General features: G+C 73.5%; 10 protein-coding genes. 7 read left to right on the top strand and 3 right to left on the bottom strand.

Annotated elements, in window-relative coordinates; all coding sequences use genetic code 11:
* Positions 1-119: 119 nt before the first annotated feature.
* Positions 120-3,857, top strand: coding sequence for an AAA family ATPase (locus tag ACFV7Q_RS16315; protein WP_385428869.1), 3,738 nt, complete (start codon positions 120-122; stop codon positions 3,855-3,857).
* A gap of 230 nt (positions 3,858-4,087) precedes the next feature.
* The gene (locus tag ACFV7Q_RS16310) at positions 4,088-5,527 is read left to right on the top strand and encodes a sugar porter family MFS transporter (protein ID WP_385428867.1); all 1,440 of its coding nucleotides are present in this window, start codon (positions 4,088-4,090) and stop codon (positions 5,525-5,527) included.
* 52 nt (positions 5,528-5,579) lie between these two features.
* On the opposite strand, the gene ACFV7Q_RS16305 is transcribed toward ACFV7Q_RS16310, so the two are convergent.
* Positions 5,580-6,566, bottom strand: a complete 987-nt coding sequence (locus ACFV7Q_RS16305; RefSeq protein ID WP_385428866.1) for an LLM class flavin-dependent oxidoreductase — start codon at positions 6,564-6,566, stop codon at positions 5,580-5,582.
* An 83-nt stretch (positions 6,567-6,649) separates the two neighbouring features.
* Complete coding sequence (locus tag ACFV7Q_RS16300) at positions 6,650-8,119, bottom strand: cytosine permease (RefSeq protein WP_385428865.1); 1,470 nt, start codon at positions 8,117-8,119, stop codon at positions 6,650-6,652.
* A gap of 178 nt (positions 8,120-8,297) precedes the next feature.
* On the opposite strand from ACFV7Q_RS16300, the gene ftsY reads away from it, so the two are divergent.
* Positions 8,298-9,518, top strand: a complete 1,221-nt coding sequence (ftsY, locus tag ACFV7Q_RS16295) for a signal recognition particle-docking protein FtsY (RefSeq protein ID WP_385428864.1) — start codon at positions 8,298-8,300, stop codon at positions 9,516-9,518.
* 110 nt (positions 9,519-9,628) lie between these two features.
* Here ftsY and ACFV7Q_RS16290 read toward each other — a convergent pair whose 3' ends face one another.
* Positions 9,629-10,297: a bifunctional DNA primase/polymerase gene (locus ACFV7Q_RS16290; RefSeq protein ID WP_385428863.1), complete on the bottom strand. Its 669-nt coding sequence runs from the start codon at positions 10,295-10,297 to the stop codon at positions 9,629-9,631.
* Positions 10,298-10,692: 395 nt separating this feature from the next.
* On the opposite strand from ACFV7Q_RS16290, the gene ACFV7Q_RS16285 reads away from it, so the two are divergent.
* The 4 genes from ACFV7Q_RS16285 to ACFV7Q_RS16270 all read left to right on the top strand — a co-directional run bounded on the left by ACFV7Q_RS16285 (position 10,693) and on the right by ACFV7Q_RS16270 (position 16,645).
* The gene (locus tag ACFV7Q_RS16285) at positions 10,693-12,198 is read left to right on the top strand and encodes a hypothetical protein (RefSeq protein WP_385428861.1); all 1,506 of its coding nucleotides are present in this window, start codon (positions 10,693-10,695) and stop codon (positions 12,196-12,198) included.
* A gap of 321 nt (positions 12,199-12,519) precedes the next feature.
* A complete protein-coding gene (locus ACFV7Q_RS16280; protein ID WP_385428859.1) occupies positions 12,520-13,866 on the top strand; it encodes an ammonium transporter in 1,347 nt (448 codons plus the stop codon).
* Positions 13,863-14,201, top strand: coding sequence for a P-II family nitrogen regulator (locus ACFV7Q_RS16275; RefSeq protein WP_179176219.1), 339 nt, complete (start codon positions 13,863-13,865; stop codon positions 14,199-14,201). The genes ACFV7Q_RS16280 and ACFV7Q_RS16275 overlap by 4 nt, the downstream gene beginning before the upstream one ends.
* Before the next feature lie 17 nt (positions 14,202-14,218).
* Positions 14,219-16,645 (top strand): [protein-PII] uridylyltransferase, encoded by a 2,427-nt coding sequence (locus tag ACFV7Q_RS16270; RefSeq protein ID WP_385428857.1) that lies wholly within the window; start codon positions 14,219-14,221, stop codon positions 16,643-16,645.
* Positions 16,646-16,862 lie beyond the last annotated feature (217 nt).

The following is a 16,862-nucleotide window of genomic DNA, read 5'->3' as shown; positions in this document are numbered from 1 at the left end:
GATCTGCAAGGGACGCTTCGGCGTCCCTTCTTCCTTTTGCGGGACCGAATTTCCTTGAGGTCACTTGTGCCCTGCACCTTCATGGGTGAAACCGAAAGCGACAGGTAGAGTCCGGCGGCGTGCACCTCAAGTCCCTGACCCTCCGCGGATTCAAGTCATTCGCGTCCGCCACGACCCTGCGCTTCGAGCCCGGCATCACCTGCGTGGTGGGCCCCAACGGCTCCGGCAAGTCCAACGTGGTGGACGCGCTGTCCTGGGTCATGGGGGAGCAGGGCGCCAAGTCCCTGCGCGGCGGGAAGATGGAGGACGTCATCTTCGCCGGGACGACCGGGAGGCCCCCGCTCGGCCGCGCCGAGGTCTCGCTGACCATCGACAACTCCGACGGCGCCCTGCCGATCGACTACGCCGAGGTCACCATCACCCGGATCATGTTCCGCGGCGGCAGCAGCGAGTACCAGATCAACGGCGACACCTGCCGGCTGCTCGACATCCAGGAACTGCTCTCCGACTCCGGCATCGGCCGCGAGATGCACGTCATCGTCGGCCAGGGCCAGCTGGACTCCGTCCTGCACGCCGACCCGGGAGGCCGCCGCGCCTTCATCGAGGAGGCGGCCGGCGTCCTCAAACACCGCAAGCGCAAGGAGAAGGCGCTGCGGAAGCTGGACGCGATGCAGGCCAACCTGGCGCGCGTCCAGGACCTCACCGACGAGCTGCGCCGCCAGCTCAAGCCACTGGGGCGGCAGGCCGCGGTGGCCCGGCGGGCGGCCGTGATCCAGGCCGACCTGCGCGACGCCCGGCTGCGGCTGCTCGCCGACGACCTCGTCACGCTGCGCACCGCCCTGGAGGCGGAGATCGCCGACGAAACGGCGCTGAAGGAGCGCAAGGAGGCTGCCGAGGCCCAGCTCGCCGCGGCGCTGCGGAGCGAGGCGGAGCTGGAGGAAACGGTGCGGCAGCTCGCGCCCCGGCTCCAGCGGGCGCAGCAGACCTGGTACGAGCTGTCGCAGCTGGCCGAACGGGTGCGCGGCACGGCGTCCCTGGCCGAGGCACGGATCAAGTCGGCCACCGCTCCGGCCGAGGAGGAGCGGCGGGGCCGCGACCCCGAGGACATGGAGCGCGAGGCGGCCCGGATCCGCGAGCAGGAAGCGGAGCTGACGGCGGCTCTGGAGGCGGCCTCCCGCGCCCTGGAGGACACGGTCGAGCACCGCGCCGAGCTGGAGCGGGCCCTCGCCGACGAGGAGCGGAGGCTGCGGGACGCGGCACGGGCCGTCGCCGACCGGCGCGAGGCCCTGGCCCGGCTGACGGGTCGGCTGGGCGCGGCCCGGTCCCGGGCCGGGGCGGCGCAGGCCGAGATCGACCGGCTGGTGGCGGCCCGCGACGAGGCCGAGCTGCGGGCGGGTGCCGCTCAGGCGGAGTACGAGGCGCTGGCCGAGCAGGTCGGCGGGCTCGACGACCCGGATGCGGACGGGGAGTACGAAGCCGCGCGGGCGGAGCTGGCGGCGGCGGAGACGGCCCTGGCCGCGGCGCGGGACGCGGCCACGGCCGCCGAGCGCTCCCGGGCGGCGGTCGCGGCCCGCCGGGACGCGCTGGCGCTCGGGCTGCGCCGGAAGGACGGCACCGGGGCGGTGCTCGCCGCGAAGGAGAGGCTGGCCGGGCTCCTCGGCCCGGCCGCGGAGCGGCTGACGGTGACCCCGGGCCACGAGGCCGCGGTCGCGGCGGCCCTGGGCGCCGCGGCGGACGCCGTGGCCGTGGCCTCGCCGGGCGCGGCCGCCGAGGCCATCCGGCACCTGCGCGCGGCGGACGCGGGCCGCGCGGCCTTCCTGATCACACCGGACGGGGACCCGGCCGACCCCGACCAGGCCCCGGTCCCGGCAGCCTTCGACCCGGACTGCGCCGCCTCCGGCCCGGATCCGGCCGCATCCGACCCGGCTCCGACTCCGGCTCCGGCCTCGAACCTGACGGCCACGTTTCCGTCCCCGTCCCCGTCCGCTTCGCCCGCATTCGGGGCAGTCCCGGCGCCGGGCCGGGCCGTCCCCGGCGGCGGAACGCCGGGCGTGACCGGCACGCCCGTCCCGGATCTCGTGCACGGGGACCCCGGGCTGGTCCGGGCCGTGGCGCGGGTGCTGCGGGACCACCGCGTCGTCCGGACCCTGGAGGAGGCCGAGGCGCTGGTCGCGGCACTCCCCGGGGTGGTGGCCGTCACCCTCGACGGCGACGTGCTCGGCGCGCACCACGCGCACGGCGGCTCCGCGGCCGCCCCCAGCCTGATCGAGGTACAGGCCGCCGTCGACGAGGCGGCCGCCGAGCTGGACCGCCTGGACCGGCAGTGCAAGGAGCTCGGTGAGGCCCAGGAGGCCGCCCGCGAGCTGCGCCGCGAGCTCGCCGCCCGCGTCGAGGAGGCCGGTGACCGGCGCCGCAGCGCGGAGCAGGCCCGGGCCGGGGTGGCCCAGCAGCTGGGGCGGCTCGCCGGGCAGGCCAAGGGTGCCGCGGGCGAGGCCGAGCGCACGGCGGCCGCGGCGGCCAAGGCGCAGGACGCCCTGGAGCAGGCGCTGGCCGAGGTGGAGGAGTGTGCCGAACGGCTCGCCGCCGCCGAGGAGCTGCCGGTGGAGGAGGAGCCGGACACCGCCGTGCGCGACCGCCTCGCCGCCGACGGGGCCAACGCCCGCCAGACCGAGATGGAGGCCCGCCTCCAGCTGCGTACCCACGAGGAGCGGGTCAAGGGACTGGCCGGGCGGGCCGATGCGCTCGACCGCGGGGCCCGGGCCGAGCGCGAGGCCCGCGCCCGGGCCGAGCGCCGACGCCGGCGGCTGCGGTACGAGGCCGAGGTGGCCCGGGCCGTCGCCGACGGCGCCCGCCAGCTCCTCGCCCACCTCGACGCCTCCCTCGGCCGCGCCGAGCACGAGCGCGCCGCCGCCGAGCGGGCCAAGGCGCTGCGCGAGCAGGAGCTCGCCGCGGCCCGCGACCGCGGCCGCGACCTCAAGGGCGAACTGGACAAGCTCACCGACTCCGTCCACCGCGGCGAGGTCCTCGGGGCCGAGAAACGGCTGCGCATCGAGCAGGTGGAGGGCCGCGCCTCGGAGGAGTTCGGGATCGAGTCCGCGGCCCTCGTCGCCGAGTACGGGCCCGACCAGCCGGTGCCGCCGAGCCCGCCCGCCGAGGGGGAACAGCTCCCCGCCGACCCCGACCACCCCCGCAACCGCCCCGGGCCGTACGTCCGGACGCAGCAGGAGAAGCGGCTCAGGGCCGCCGAGCGCGCCTACCAGCAGCTCGGCAAGGTCAACCCGCTCGCGCTGGAGGAGTTCGCGGCGCTGGAGGAGCGCCACCGGTTCCTCAGCGAGCAGCTGGAGGACCTCCGAAAGACCCGCGCCGACCTGCTCCAGGTCGTACGGGAGGTCGACGAGCGGGTCCAGCAGGTCTTCGGCGAGGCCTACCGGGACACCGCCCGGGAGTTCGAGGGGGTCTTCTCGCGGCTGTTCCCCGGTGGCGAGGGCCGGCTCGTCCTCACCGACCCCGACGACCTGCTGACCACCGGAGTCGACGTGGAGGCGCGGCCACCGGGCAAGAAGGTCAAGCGGCTGTCGCTGCTCTCGGGCGGCGAGCGGTCGCTGACCGCCGTCGCCCTGCTGGTGTCCATCTTCAAGGCCCGGCCGAGCCCGTTCTACGTGATGGACGAGGTCGAAGCGGCCCTCGACGACACCAACCTCCAGCGGCTGATCCGGATCATGCAGGAGCTCCAGGAGAGCTCGCAGCTGATCGTGATCACGCACCAGAAGCGGACGATGGAGGTCGCTGATGCCCTCTACGGCGTGTCGATGCAGGGCGACGGCGTCTCCAAGGTGATCAGCCAGCGGCTGCGCTGACCCCCTTTCACTTCAAGAAGTGAATGTCACACCCAACGGCTCCCCGCCCTTCATGCCGCTCCCCCTCAGTCGCTGGAGTTCCCCCGCCCTATTGACTTCAAGAACTGAACACATAAGCTCGCTCCGCCGCCATGTCCATTCGAGTGGTGCCGGATCTTCGGCTGTGCGCCACTGGAAGTACCACCCCACCCACCCGCCCGCCACCGCAGCCGGGCACGCAGGAGCACACCTTGAGCAGCAGCAGGAGCGCAGCCCCGACACCGCCCCCGAGCAGCGGGCGCGCCGCCCACCCCGACCACCTCGGGCACGTCGTCTTCATCACCGCCGCCGCCGCGATGGGCGGCTTCCTCTTCGGCTACGACAGCGCCGTGATCAACGGCGCCGTCGAGGCGATCCGGGACCGGTTCGACATCGGGTCAGAGGCGCTGGCACAGGTGATCGCCGCCGCCCTGATCGGCTGCGCGATCGGCGCGGCAACCGCGGGCCGGATCGCGGACCGGATCGGCCGCATCCGGTGCATGCAGATCGCGTCGGTCCTGTTCGCCGCCAGCGCCATCGGCTCGGCCCTGCCGTTCGCCCTGTGGGACCTCGCCGTGTGGCGGGTCATCGGCGGCTTCGCCATCGGCATGGCCTCGGTCATCGGCCCGGCCTACATCGCCGAGGTCTCCCCGGCGGCGTACCGGGGCCGGCTGGCCTCGTTCCAGCAGGCCGCCATCGTCATCGGCATCGCCGTCTCCCAGCTCGTCAACTGGGGCATCCTCAACATGGCGGGCGGCGAGCAGCGCGGCGAGCTCGGCGGGCTCGAAGCCTGGCAGTGGATGCTCGGCGTGATGGTGATCCCGGCCGTGCTCTACGGCCTGCTGTCCTTCGTCATCCCCGAGTCCCCGCGGTTCTTGATCTCGGTGGGCCGCACCGAGCAGGCCAAGAAGGTCCTCGCCGAGGTGGAGGGCTCCGGCATCGACACCGAGGCGCGCGTGGCCGAGATCGACCGTGCCATGCGTTCCGAGCACAAGTCCACCTTCAAGGACCTCCTCGGCGGCCGCTTCGGCCTGCTGCCCATCGTGTGGGTGGGCATCGGCCTGTCGGTCTTCCAGCAGCTCGTCGGCATCAACGTGATCTTCTACTACAGCTCCTCGCTGTGGCAGTCCGTCGGCATCGACCCGAGCAGCTCGTTCTTCTACTCGTTCACCACGTCGATCATCAACATCATCGGCACCGTGATCGCGATGGTCTTCGTCGACCGGATCGGCCGCAAGCCGCTCGCCCTGATCGGCTCGGCCGGCATGGCCCTCTCCCTCGGTGTCGCCGCCTGGGCGTTCTCGTACAAGACCGAGGTCGGCGGCGAGATCTCCATGCCGGAGACCCAGGGCACCGTCGCCCTCCTGGCCGCGCACTCCTTCGTGCTCTTCTTCGCCCTCTCGTGGGGCGTGGTGGTCTGGGTGCTCCTCGGCGAGATGTTCCCCAACCGGATCCGCGCCGCGGCGCTCGGCGTCGCCGCCGCCGCCCAGTGGGTCGCCAACTGGCTCGTCACCGTCACCTTCCCGACCCTGTCGGACTGGAACCTGTCCGGCGCCTACATGATCTACACCGGCTTCGCCCTGCTCTCGATCCCGTTCATCCTCAAGTGGGTGCCGGAGACCAAGGGCAAGGCGTTGGAGGAGATGGGGTAACCACCCCCGCCAACACAACCCCCACTCCTCTCGCACGGGTGTTGCCCCGGGCTCAGCTCCTGAGCCGGGGCAACACCTGTTCGCACAGCAGGTGCAGGCTGCGCCACCCCTCGTCCGGCGGCATCCCGCCGCACAGCGGATGCAGCACCAGGTTCCCCGCCCCGCCCGCAGCGCGCGCGTGCGCGACCGCCTCCTGCGGGGTCAGCACCCGGTACACGCCCTCCGCGCGCAGCTCCGCCACCGTCCGCGCCCGCGACCGCACGGCACTGCGGACGTCCTTCGACTGCCAGGACGCGTACGTGTCCGCCTCGTGGAGGAAGCAGCCGCCGTACTCGGCCCACACCCGGTCCGGGTCCTCGGCGACGTGCAGCAGCGGCGTCTCGGCCGCCGGCATCAGGCAGAAGCCCTCCGTGCCGTACTCCGCCAACCTCGCCGCGTAGTACTCCGCCAACTCCGGCAGGTGCGCGCTAGGGAAGAACGGCAGCCCGAAGCGGGCCGCCCGCCGCGCCGCGGCCTGCGAGCTGCCTCCGACCAGCAGCGGCGGGTGCGGCCGGGTGAACGGCACCGGGGTCACCCGCACCGTACGGCCCCGGAAGGTGAACGGCTCGCCCGTCCACGCCGCGAGCAGCGTCCCGAGCAGCTCGTCCTGCAGCCGGCCGCGCCGACCCCAGTCGACGCCGTGCTGCTCGTACTCCTCGGGCCGGTAGCCGATCCCCGCGACCGTCACGAGCCGGCCGCCGCTCAGCAGGTCCAGGACGGCGATGTCCTCGGCCAGCCCCAGCGGGTCGTGCAGCGGGCCGATGACCGCCGAGACGGTGACGGAGATCCGCCGGGTGGCGCCGAGGACCGCACCCGCGAACGCGAACGGCGAGGGCAGCCAGTTGTTGTCCGTGCCGTGGTGCTCCTCGGTCTGGACGGTGTCGACGCCGTGGTCGTCCGCGTACTTCGCCATCTCCAGGGCGGCCCGGTAGCGGGCCGACAGGCTCTCGGGGGTGCCGTGCGGGTCGACGAGGTTGAACCGGGCCACGGTGACGGGCATGAGGAGGGTCCCCCTTCGCCGGGTGCGGGTGGGCGGGCGGAGGGGGACGTTAGCTGACCGGTCGTCAGTTGGACAGGGGTGCGTCAGCCAGAGGCGGACGCGGCGTGCTCGGGCCGCCCGGAGGCCCCTCCCGGCCGCCCGCCCTCCGCGTCCGCCGGCTCCGTACGCGCCGTGCCCGGCAGAACGGCGTACAGCGCGCCGGAGGTGAGGATGCCGGCCGCCCAGCCCAGGCCGTTCGCGCCGATCCAGGTACCGGCGAGCGGCCCCGCGAACCAGTCGACCCGGGTGAAGAGCAGGCCCACCACGAGGGCCGCGCCCCACGCGACCATGGCCTGCCAGGCGTACCCGCCCCGGTACCAGTAGGCGCTGGTGCGCGAGGTGTCCAGCAGCGCTGCGCCGTCGTAGGACCTCCGGCGCAGCATGTCCACGCCGAAGACGCCGATCCACGCGGAGAAGGCCACCGCGAGCAGCGTCAGGAAGGAGATGAACGAGCTGAAGAAGCCGGTGGCGACGACCATCAGCAGGAAGCCGAAGACCAGGCTGATGCCCGCGTTGACGCTGACCGCGGCCGCCCGCGACACCTTGATGCCGAGGGTCTGCGCGGTGAACCCGGCGGAGTACATCGACATCGAGTTGATCAGCAGCATGCCGACGAGCGCGATCAGCAGGTACGGGACCGCGATCCAGGCGGGAAGCAGCCGGCCGATGAAGGAGACGGGGTCCTGCGCGGAGGCCAGGTCCGGTGTCCCGACCGCCATGACCGCGCCCATCAGGACCATCGGGATGACGACGACGGCCGCACCGCCGACGGTGGCGCCGACCACCCCCGGGGCGGACGCCGTACGCGGCAGGTAGCGGGTGAAGTCCGGGCCGGACGGCACCCAGCTGATACCGCCGGCGGCGATGGTGCCGATGCCCGCGACCATCATCGCGGTGGAGCCGGCCGGCTTGCCGAACACCGCGGACCAGTCGGTCCCGGCGACCAGCCAGCCCAGCACCAGCAGGCTGAACGCCCCGAACAGGTACGTCGACCAGGTCGAGCACGTGCGCAGCGCGCTGATCCCGAGCCCGGAGACCAGGAAGGTGCAGCCGACGAAGAGCAGCAGGGTGACCACGATCAGGGCGGTGTTCTTCTCCACGCCGAACAGCAGGTCCAGCACCGTCAGCAGGGCGAACGCGCCGCTGACCGCGTTGATGGTCTCCCAGCCCCAACGGGCCACCCAGATCAGCGCCCCGGGGAAGAGGTTGCCCCGCTGCCCGAACACCGCCCGCGACAGCGCCATGCCGGGCGCGCCGCCGCGCTGCCCGGCGAGCGAGATCAGGCCCACGAGCCCGTACGAGACGACGGGCGCGGTCACCGCGACGACCAGCACCTGCCAGATGTTGAGCCCGTTGAAGATCACCAACCCGGCGCCCATGGTCAGCAGCAGCACGCTGATGTTGGCGGCGACCCAGGTGGGGACCAGCTCCCGGACCCGCCCGGTGCGCTCGTCGTCGGGTACGGGTTCCAGACCGCGGGACTCTATCGCGCCGTCGGCGGACTCGGCAGGCATACGTGCTCCGATGGGGTGATGTACAGAGAGTCACCCATCATCGCCGTTACCGCCTGAAAGGTACAAACCGCGGCGGATGGCCGGAGAGCGGGACGGGCCGGACCAAGCCTCCGCCCCCGGCGGCCCGAGCCGGGATGCCCCGGGCCCGGGGACCCGGTCGCGCATACTGAGTTTCGTTATGGACATCCTCATCATTGCTGTACTCATCGCCCTGGTCGCGGTCGTCGTGGCCGGCGGGCTCGTGGTCGGCAGCCGCAAGAAGAAGCAGCTGCCCCCGGCGCCGCCGAGCACGCCGACCATCACTGCCCCGCCCGCCGAACCGCAGGTGGGGGAGGACGCCGCCACGACGGCGGAAGAGCCGCGCCGCACGATCGAGGAGGTCGTACTCCCCGAGGCGGAGGCGGCTGCCCCTGCGGCCCCCGAGGCGCCGGTCGTCCCGGCCCAGGCTCCGCCCGCTCCCGAGATCGAGGTGCCCGAGCCCACAGCCGGCCGCCTGGTCCGGCTCCGCGCACGGCTCGCGCGCTCGCAGAACTCCCTCGGCAAGGGGCTGCTCACGCTGCTGTCCCGCGAGCACCTCGACGAGGACACCTGGGAGGAGATCGAGGAGACCCTCCTCGTCGCCGACGTCGGCGTCGTCCCCACACAGGAGCTGGTCGACCGGCTCCGCGAGCGGGTCCGGGTCCTCGGCACCCGCACCCCGGCCGATCTGCGCGCCCTGCTGCGCGAGGAACTGCTGAGCCTGATCGGCACCGACCTCGACCGCGTCGTGAAGACCGAGAGCGCCACCGACACCCCCGGCGTCGTGATGGTCGTCGGCGTCAACGGCACCGGTAAGACGACCACCACCGGCAAGCTCGCCCGCGTGCTCGTCGCCGACGGCCGCAGTGTCGTGCTCGGCGCCGCCGACACCTTCCGCGCCGCCGCCGCGGACCAGCTCCAGACCTGGGGCGAGCGGGTCGGCGCACGCACCGTGCGCGGCCCCGAGGGCGGCGACCCCGCCTCGATCGCCTTCGACGCGGTCAAGGAGGGCATCGCCGAGGGCGCCGACGTGGTGCTCATCGACACCGCGGGCCGCCTGCACACCAAGACCGGTCTCATGGACGAGCTCGGCAAGGTCAAGCGCGTCGTGGAGAAGCACGGCCCGCTGGACGAGGTCCTGCTCGTCCTCGACGCGACCACCGGACAGAACGGCCTCACCCAGGCCCGCGTCTTCGCCGAGGTCGTGGACATCACCGGCATCGTGCTCACCAAGCTCGACGGCACCGCCAAGGGCGGCATCGTCGTCGCCGTGCAGCGCGAGCTCGGCGTCCCGGTCAAGCTCGTCGGCCTCGGCGAGGGCCCGGACGACCTGGCACCCTTCGAGCCGGAGGCCTTCGTCGACGCCCTGATCGGCGACTGAGCCCGTACGGACCCGTACGCACGCCGCGCCCCCGCGTTCCGCACGGAACGCGGGGGCGCCTGCACGTGCGCCGCGGGCCGGCCCGCGGGACCCCTGGGCGGTGGGGGGCGCTACCGCCGCAGCCGGTGGCAGATGTACGCGAGGGTGCCGAGCAGCAGCCTGGCCTGCGGCGGGTCGCCCGCCGAGTCGAGCGCGGGCGGGCGCAGCCAGCCGACCGGGCCGAGGCCGGCGTGGTCGGACGGCGGGGCGGTCACGAAGGCGCCCTGCCCCAGGGCGCGCAGGTCCAGGTCGGCGTCGTCCCAGCCCATCCGGTACAGCAGCTGCGGCAGCTCGGCCGCCGCGCCGGGGGCCACGAAGAACTGGGCCCGGCCGTCCGGGGTCGCGGTCACCGGCCCGAGCGGCAGCCCCATCCGTTCCAGCCGGACCAGCGCCCGCCGCCCGGCCTCCTCCGAGACCTCGATGACGTCGAAGCCGCGTCCCACGGGCAGCAGGACCGCCGCGCCCGGGTACTCGCCCCAGGTGGCCGTGACCTCGTCCAGGGTGGCGCCCGCCTTGACCGTGGGGGCCAGCGGCAGCGGATGCGCCCCCGGTGCGGGGCAGGCGGCGTGGCCGCAGGAGCAGTTGCGGGCGGGCGCCGCGGCCCGGGCGCCGGGAACCACGTCCCAGCCCCACAGCCCGGTGTACTCCGCCACCGCCGTGCACTCCGACGCCCGCCCGCGGCGCCGGGCGCCCGAGCGGAATTCCTTGGTGCTGCGGCTGCCGCCGATCGTGAAGCCCATGCCCATGCCCCCTCCAACGGGTTGGATGCGCCGGTGGTTACGACGTCGGCGGATGCGGGCCGGGCCCGGTTTCCGGCGGTACGCCCGGCGCACTCCTCGCCGCGCGCGCCCCGAGCGCACTCCCGTCCAACCGATCGTTTTTGCCTCGCTGCCAAGTGAATCGCGCCTGGCGGGTGGCTTCTTCGAACCAAGGGGTGGCGAATGGTGGCGTTTCGACGATCGGCCTCGCCCTGGGGGTGATCGTAGGATTACTTTCGGTGCACGAACCCGAACGGCGGACCCGAATGTGGTTATGCCGGAGGCAAGAGGTGAAGGACCTGTGAAGGTCCCCGGCGGCGCCCGCCGCCCCGGCCAGGGTTTCGTGAGAACGGACTTGAGCGGATGGGGGCGTTCCAGTGAGCGGCAACGGCGCAAGCGGAACGAGCGGAGAACCAGAACTCCCGGGCCCGGCCGCCCGCAACGAACAGCTGACCTCCTGGTTCGTGCGCAGCGGCTGGTCCAAGGGCGAGCTCGCCCGCCAGGTGAACCGGCGCGCCCGGCAGATGGGCGCCCACCACATCAGCACGGACACCTCCCGGGTGCGCCGCTGGCTCGACGGCGAACAGCCCCGCGAGCCCGTCCCGCGCATCCTGTCCGAGCTGTTCTCCGAGCGGTTCGGCTCCGTCGTCGCCATCGAGTCGCTCGGCCTGCGCACCGCCCACCAGACGCCCTCCGTCTCCGGCGTGGACCTGCCCTGGGCCGGCCCGCAGACCGTCGAACTGCTCGGCGAGTTCTCCCGCAGCGACCTGATGCTCGCCCGCCGCGGCTTCCTCGGGACCTCCCTCACCCTCTCCGCGGGCCCCGCCCTCATCGAACCCATGCAGCGCTGGCTGGTGCCGGTACCGGCCGCCGACCCGGCCGTCCGCGAGCCCGGCTCCGGCGGCGCGCTGAGCGGCCACCGCCCGCCCCGGCTGTCCGAACCGGAACTCGACCTCCTCGAATCCACCACCGTGATGTTCCGGCAGTGGGACGCCCAGTGCGGTGGCGGACTGCGCCGCAAGGCCGTGGTGGGCCAACTGCACGAGGTCACCGACCTGCTCCAGGAGACCCACCCCGCCCCCGTCATGAAAAGGCTGTTCAAGGTCGCCGCGGAGCTCGCCGAACTCGCCGGCTGGATGAGCTACGACGTCGGGCTGCACCCCACCGCGCAGAAGTACTTCGTCCTCGCCCTGCACGCCGCCAAGGAGGCCGGGGACAAGCCGCTCGGCTCGTACATCCTCTCCAACATGAGCCGCCAGATGATCCACCTCGGCCGCCCCGAGGACGCCCTGGAGCTCATCCACCTCGCCCAGTACGGCAGCCGCGACTGCGCCGGCCCCCGCACCCAGGCCATGCTGTATGCGATGGAGGCCCGCGCCTACGCCAACATGGGCCAGCCCAGCCGCTGCAAGCGGGCCGTCCGCATGGCCGAGGACACCTTCGGGGACATCGCCTTCGGTGCCGAGCCCGAGCCCGACTGGATCCGCTTCTTCACCGAGGCCGAACTCAACGGCGAGAACTCCCACTCCTACCGCGACCTCGCCTACGTCGCCGGCCGCAGCCCCATGTACGCCTCCCTCGCCGAACCCGTCATGGAGCGGGCCGTCGAACTCTTCGGCAAGGACGACGTGCACCAGCGCTCCTACGCCCTCAACCTCATCGGCATGGCCACGGTGCACCTGCTCCAGCGCGAGCCCGAGCAGGCCGCCGTCCTCGTCGACCGCGCCCTCGAAGTGGCCGGAAAGATCCGGTCCGAAAGGGTGAACACCCGGCTGCGGAAGACCGTCGACAACGCCGCCCGTGAGTACGGCGACGTCGCCGAGGTGGTCCAGCTCACCGACCACCTCGCCGCCCGCCTCCCCGAGGCCGCCGCGGCCGTCTGACGGCCCCACCCCGGCCGCCCCCCGAGGCCCCGGCCGCGGCAGACACCCCGTGAAGCCCGATCAGGCTCCCCCAGCCAGGACTCCCGGGTGCTGCCGCGGCCGGCTCCACCGAACCGTCCGTTCATGGACGCGTAACACGTCCGACCTCTTCGTCACGGGCGCGAAACATCGAGCGGCGCCGCCGGAAACCGGCCTGCGCGAATCTCATGGCCATTAACCGGCCAGCCCTCAGGAACCGGGCCCACCCCCGGCCCACGCCCTGCGCCGCTGCACGTTCCACGATCGCCCGCACGCGAACGTACCGACGACGAGGAGACGCCGATGGCATCAGCCATCACGACCCTCGCGGCAGACGCCCCGACGCTCTCCGCCGCGAACACCGGGTTCATGCTCATCTGCTCCGCCCTGGTCATGCTGATGACCCCGGGACTCGCCTTCTTCTACGGCGGCATGGTCCGCGTCAAGAGCAGCCTCAACATGCTGATGATGAGTTTCATCAGCCTCGGGATCGTCACGGTCCTCTGGGTCCTCTACGGCTTCAGCATCGCCTTCGGCGCCGACACCGGCGGAGTCATCGGCTGGTCCTCCGACTACCTCGGCCTCAGCGGCATCGGCATCACCGAGCTGTGGGACGGCTACACCATCCCGGTCTACGTCTTCGCCGTCTTCCAGCTCATGTTCGCCGTCATCACCCCCGCCCTGATCAGCGGCGCCCTCGCCGACCGCGTCAAGTTCAGCGCCTGGGCCCTGTTCACCGCCCTGTGGGTGACCGTCGTCTACTTCCCCGTCGCCCACTGGGTCTGGGCCCCCGGCGGCTGGCTCTTCGAGCTCGGCGTGATCGACTTCGCGGGCGGCACCGCCGTCCACATCAACGCGGGCGCCGCCGCCTTCGCCGTCATCCTCGTCATCGGCAAGCGCGTCGGCTTCAAGAAGGACCCGATGCGCCCGCACAGCCTCCCCCTCGTCATGCTCGGCGCCGGCCTGCTCTGGTTCGGTTGGTTCGGCTTCAACGCCGGATCCTGGCTCGGCAACGACGACGGCGTCGGCGCCGTGATGTTCCTCAACACCCAGGTCGCCACCGCCGCCGCCATGCTCGCCTGGCTCGCCTACGAGAAGCTGCGCCACGGTTCCTTCACCACCCTCGGCGCCGCCTCCGGCGCGGTCGCCGGCCTCGTCGCCATCACGCCCGCCGGCGGCTCCTGCTCCCCGCTCGGCGCGATCGCCATCGGCGCCATCGCCGGCCTGCTGTGCGCCATGGCCGTCGGCCTCAAGTACAAGTTCGGCTACGACGACTCCCTCGACGTCGTGGGCGTCCACCTCGTCGGCGGCATCGTCGGCTCCCTCCTCGTCGGCTTCTTCGCCACCGGCGGAGTCCAGTCCGACGTGGCCGGCCTCTTCTACGGCGGCGGCCTCGAACAGCTGGGCAAGCAGGCCGTGGGCGTCTTCTCCGTCCTCGCCTACTCTCTCGTCGCGTCCGCCGTGCTCGCCTTCCTCCTCGACAGGACGATGGGGATGCGGGTCACCGAGGACGACGAGGTCTCCGGCATCGACCAGGTCGAGCACGCCGAGACCGCCTACGACTTCAGCGGGGCCGGAGGCGGCACCTCCACCCGGAGCACCGCCCCCACCCCCGCCCCCGCCGCCGCGAGCAAGAAGGTTGACGCATGAAGCTGATCACCGCGATCGTCAAGCCGCACCGGCTGGACGAGATCAAGGACGCCCTCCAGCGGTACGGAGTGCAGGGCCTGACCGTCTCCGAGGCCAGCGGCTACGGCCGCCAGCGCGGCCACACCGAGGTCTACCGCGGTGCCGAGTACACCGTGGACCTCGTACCCAAGATCCGCATCGAGGTCGTCGTCGAGGACGACGACGCCGAGTCGGTCATGGAAATCCTGGTGAAGGGCGCCCGCACCGGCAAGATCGGTGACGGCAAGGTGTGGAGCGTCCCCGTGGACGCCCTCATCCGCGTCCGCACCGGCGAGCGCGGCGCCGAAGCGCTCTAGGCGACGGGAGACCCTGGGTGACGAGCGTCGAAAAGACCACGGGCACTTCCGACCCGGGACCCAGCGGTTACGCCGCGGCCCGGCTGCGACTCCTCCAGGAGGAGTCGCGGTCCGGGCCGTCGCGGCGTTCCGCACTGGCCGGGCTGACCGACGACTGGTTGAACGCCCTGTTCACCACCGCCGCGCGGGAGACCGGCGTACGCGGCGCCGCCCTCGTCGCCGTCGGCGGCTACGGGCGCGGCGAACTCTCCCCCCGCAGCGACCTCGACCTGCTCCTGCTCCACGACGGCAAGGCCGCACCCGCCGACCTGGCCCGGCTCGCCGACCGCATCTGGTACCCCGTCTGGGACCTCGGCCTCTCCCTGGACCACTCGGTCCGCACCCCCGGCGAGGCCCGCAAGACCGCCGCCGAGGACCTCAAGGTCCACCTCGGACTGCTCGACGCCCGCCCCGTCGCCGGCGACCTCGGCCTCCTCACCGGCCTGCGCACCTCCGTCCTCGCCGACTGGCGCAACCACGCCCCCAAACGGCTGCCCCGGCTCCACGCCATGTGCCGCGAACGGGCCGACCGGGCCGGCGAACTCCGCTTCCTCCTCGAACCCGACCTCAAAGAGGCCCGCGGCGGCCTCCGCGACATCACCGCCCTGCGCGCCGTCGCCGCCTCCTGGCTCGCCGACGCCCCCCGCGAGGGACTCGCCGACGCCCGCCGCCGCCTGCTCGACGCCCGCGACGCCCTCCACCTCGTCACCGGACGCTCCGGCGACCGGCTCGCACTCCAGGAACAGGACCAGGTCGCCGCCCGCCTCGGACTGCTCGACGCGGACGCGCTGCTCCGCGAGGTCTACGAGGCCGCCAGGACCGTCGCCTACGCCACCGACGTCACCTGGCGCGAGGTCGGCCGCGTCCTGCGCGCCCGCGCCGCCCGGCCCCGACTGCGCGGACTCCTCGGCCCCCGTGCCGCCACCCCCGAACGGGCCCCGCTCGCCGAGGGCGTCGTCGAGTCCGACGGCGAAGCCGTACTCGCCCGGGCCGCCCGCCCCGAACGGGACCCGGTCCTCGCACTGCGCCTCGGCGCTGCCGCCGCCCAGGCCGGGCTGCCCGTCTCACCGCACGCCGTCCGCCGCCTCGCCGCCCAGAGCCGCCCCCTGCCGACGCCCTGGCCCGCGGAGGCCCGCGAACAGCTCCTCACCCTGCTGGGGGCGGGGGAGCCCACCATCGGGGTCTGGGAGGCCCTGGAGGCCGAGGGCATCGTCTCCACGCTCCTGCCCGACTGGGAACGGGTCCGCTGCCGCCCCCAGCGCAACCCCGTCCACACCTGGACCGTCGACCGGCACCTCGTGGAGACCGCCGTCCGCGCCTCCGCCATGACCCGCCGCGTCGGCCGCCCCGACCTGCTGCTGATGGCGGCCCTGCTCCACGACATCGGCAAGGGCTGGCCCGGCGACCACTCCGTCGTCGGCGAGACCATCGCCCGCGACACGGCCGTACGCGTCGGCTTCGACCCGGCCGACGCCGACGTCCTGGCCACCCTGGTCCGCCACCACCTGCTGCTCGCCGAGACCGCCACCCGGCGCGACCTCGACGACCCCGCCACGGTCCGCTCCGTCGCCGAGGCCGTCGGCACCTCCGGCACGCTGGAACTCCTCCACGCCCTCACCGAGGCCGACGCACTCGCCACCGGCCCCGCCGCCTGGTCGGCCTGGCGGGCCTCCCTGGTCGCCGACCTGGTCCGGCGGGTCACGGCCGTCCTCGGCGGGGCCCCCGTACCGGGGCAGCCCGACCCGGCGCCCTCCGCCGAGGAGGAACGGCTCGCGGTGGAGGCCCTGCGCACCGCGGAACCCGTCCTCGCGCTGCACGCCCGGCACGAGGAGGACGCCGTCGGAGTGGAGCTGGCCGTCGCCGTCCCCGACCAGCCGGGCGTGCTGCCCGCGGTGGCCGGGGTCCTCGCCCTGCACCGGCTCACCGTCCGCGCCGCCGACCTGCGCGCGCTGGACCTCCCCGACCACCTCGGCGAGGTCCTCGTGCTCCGCTGGCGGGTGGCCGCCGAGTACGGCGCCCTGCCCGAGGCCGCCCGGCTCCGCACCGACCTGGTCCGGGCCCTGGACGGCTCCCTCGACGTCTCCGCGAAGCTCGCCGACCGGGAGGCGGCGTACCCGCGGCGGCGCGGGGTGGTCCCGCCGCCGCCCCGGGTCTCCGTGGTGCCGGAGGTCTCCTCCCTGGCCACGGTCCTGGAGGTGCGCGCGCCCGATGCGGTCGGACTGCTGCACCGCATCGGTCGGGCGCTGGAGGGGGCGGGCGTGCGGGTCCGCAGCGCGCACGTCTCGACCCTGGGTGCGAACGCCGTGGACTCGCTGTACGTCACGTCGGCCGAGGGCAAGCCCCTCGACCCGGCCGACGCGGCCACCGTGGCGGCTTCGGTCGAGTCGGCACTCAGCTCGGTGTGACCCTTCGGGGCGGCTGCTCGTTCACGGATCACGACCCTCTCGCCAGCGGGGACGGCCCACCGGGACGGCACGCCCTGAAGATCAGCGAGGACTGCTCCCCGCGTCTGCGGGGGATGACCCGAGGATGTCGTCCGGGGTGACGGCCTCGCGGATTTGCTCCCCACGAGGGCGGGGGCCCAAGGGTCCCCGCCTGCCCCATCCGACAGGCGGGGCCTAT

The sequence above is a fragment of the Streptomyces sp. NPDC059851 genome (assembly GCF_042732005.1).
In the GTDB taxonomy this organism is placed as follows: Bacteria; Actinomycetota; Actinomycetes; order Streptomycetales; family Streptomycetaceae; genus Streptomyces.
This window is presented reverse-complemented; position numbering and strand designations above follow the sequence as displayed.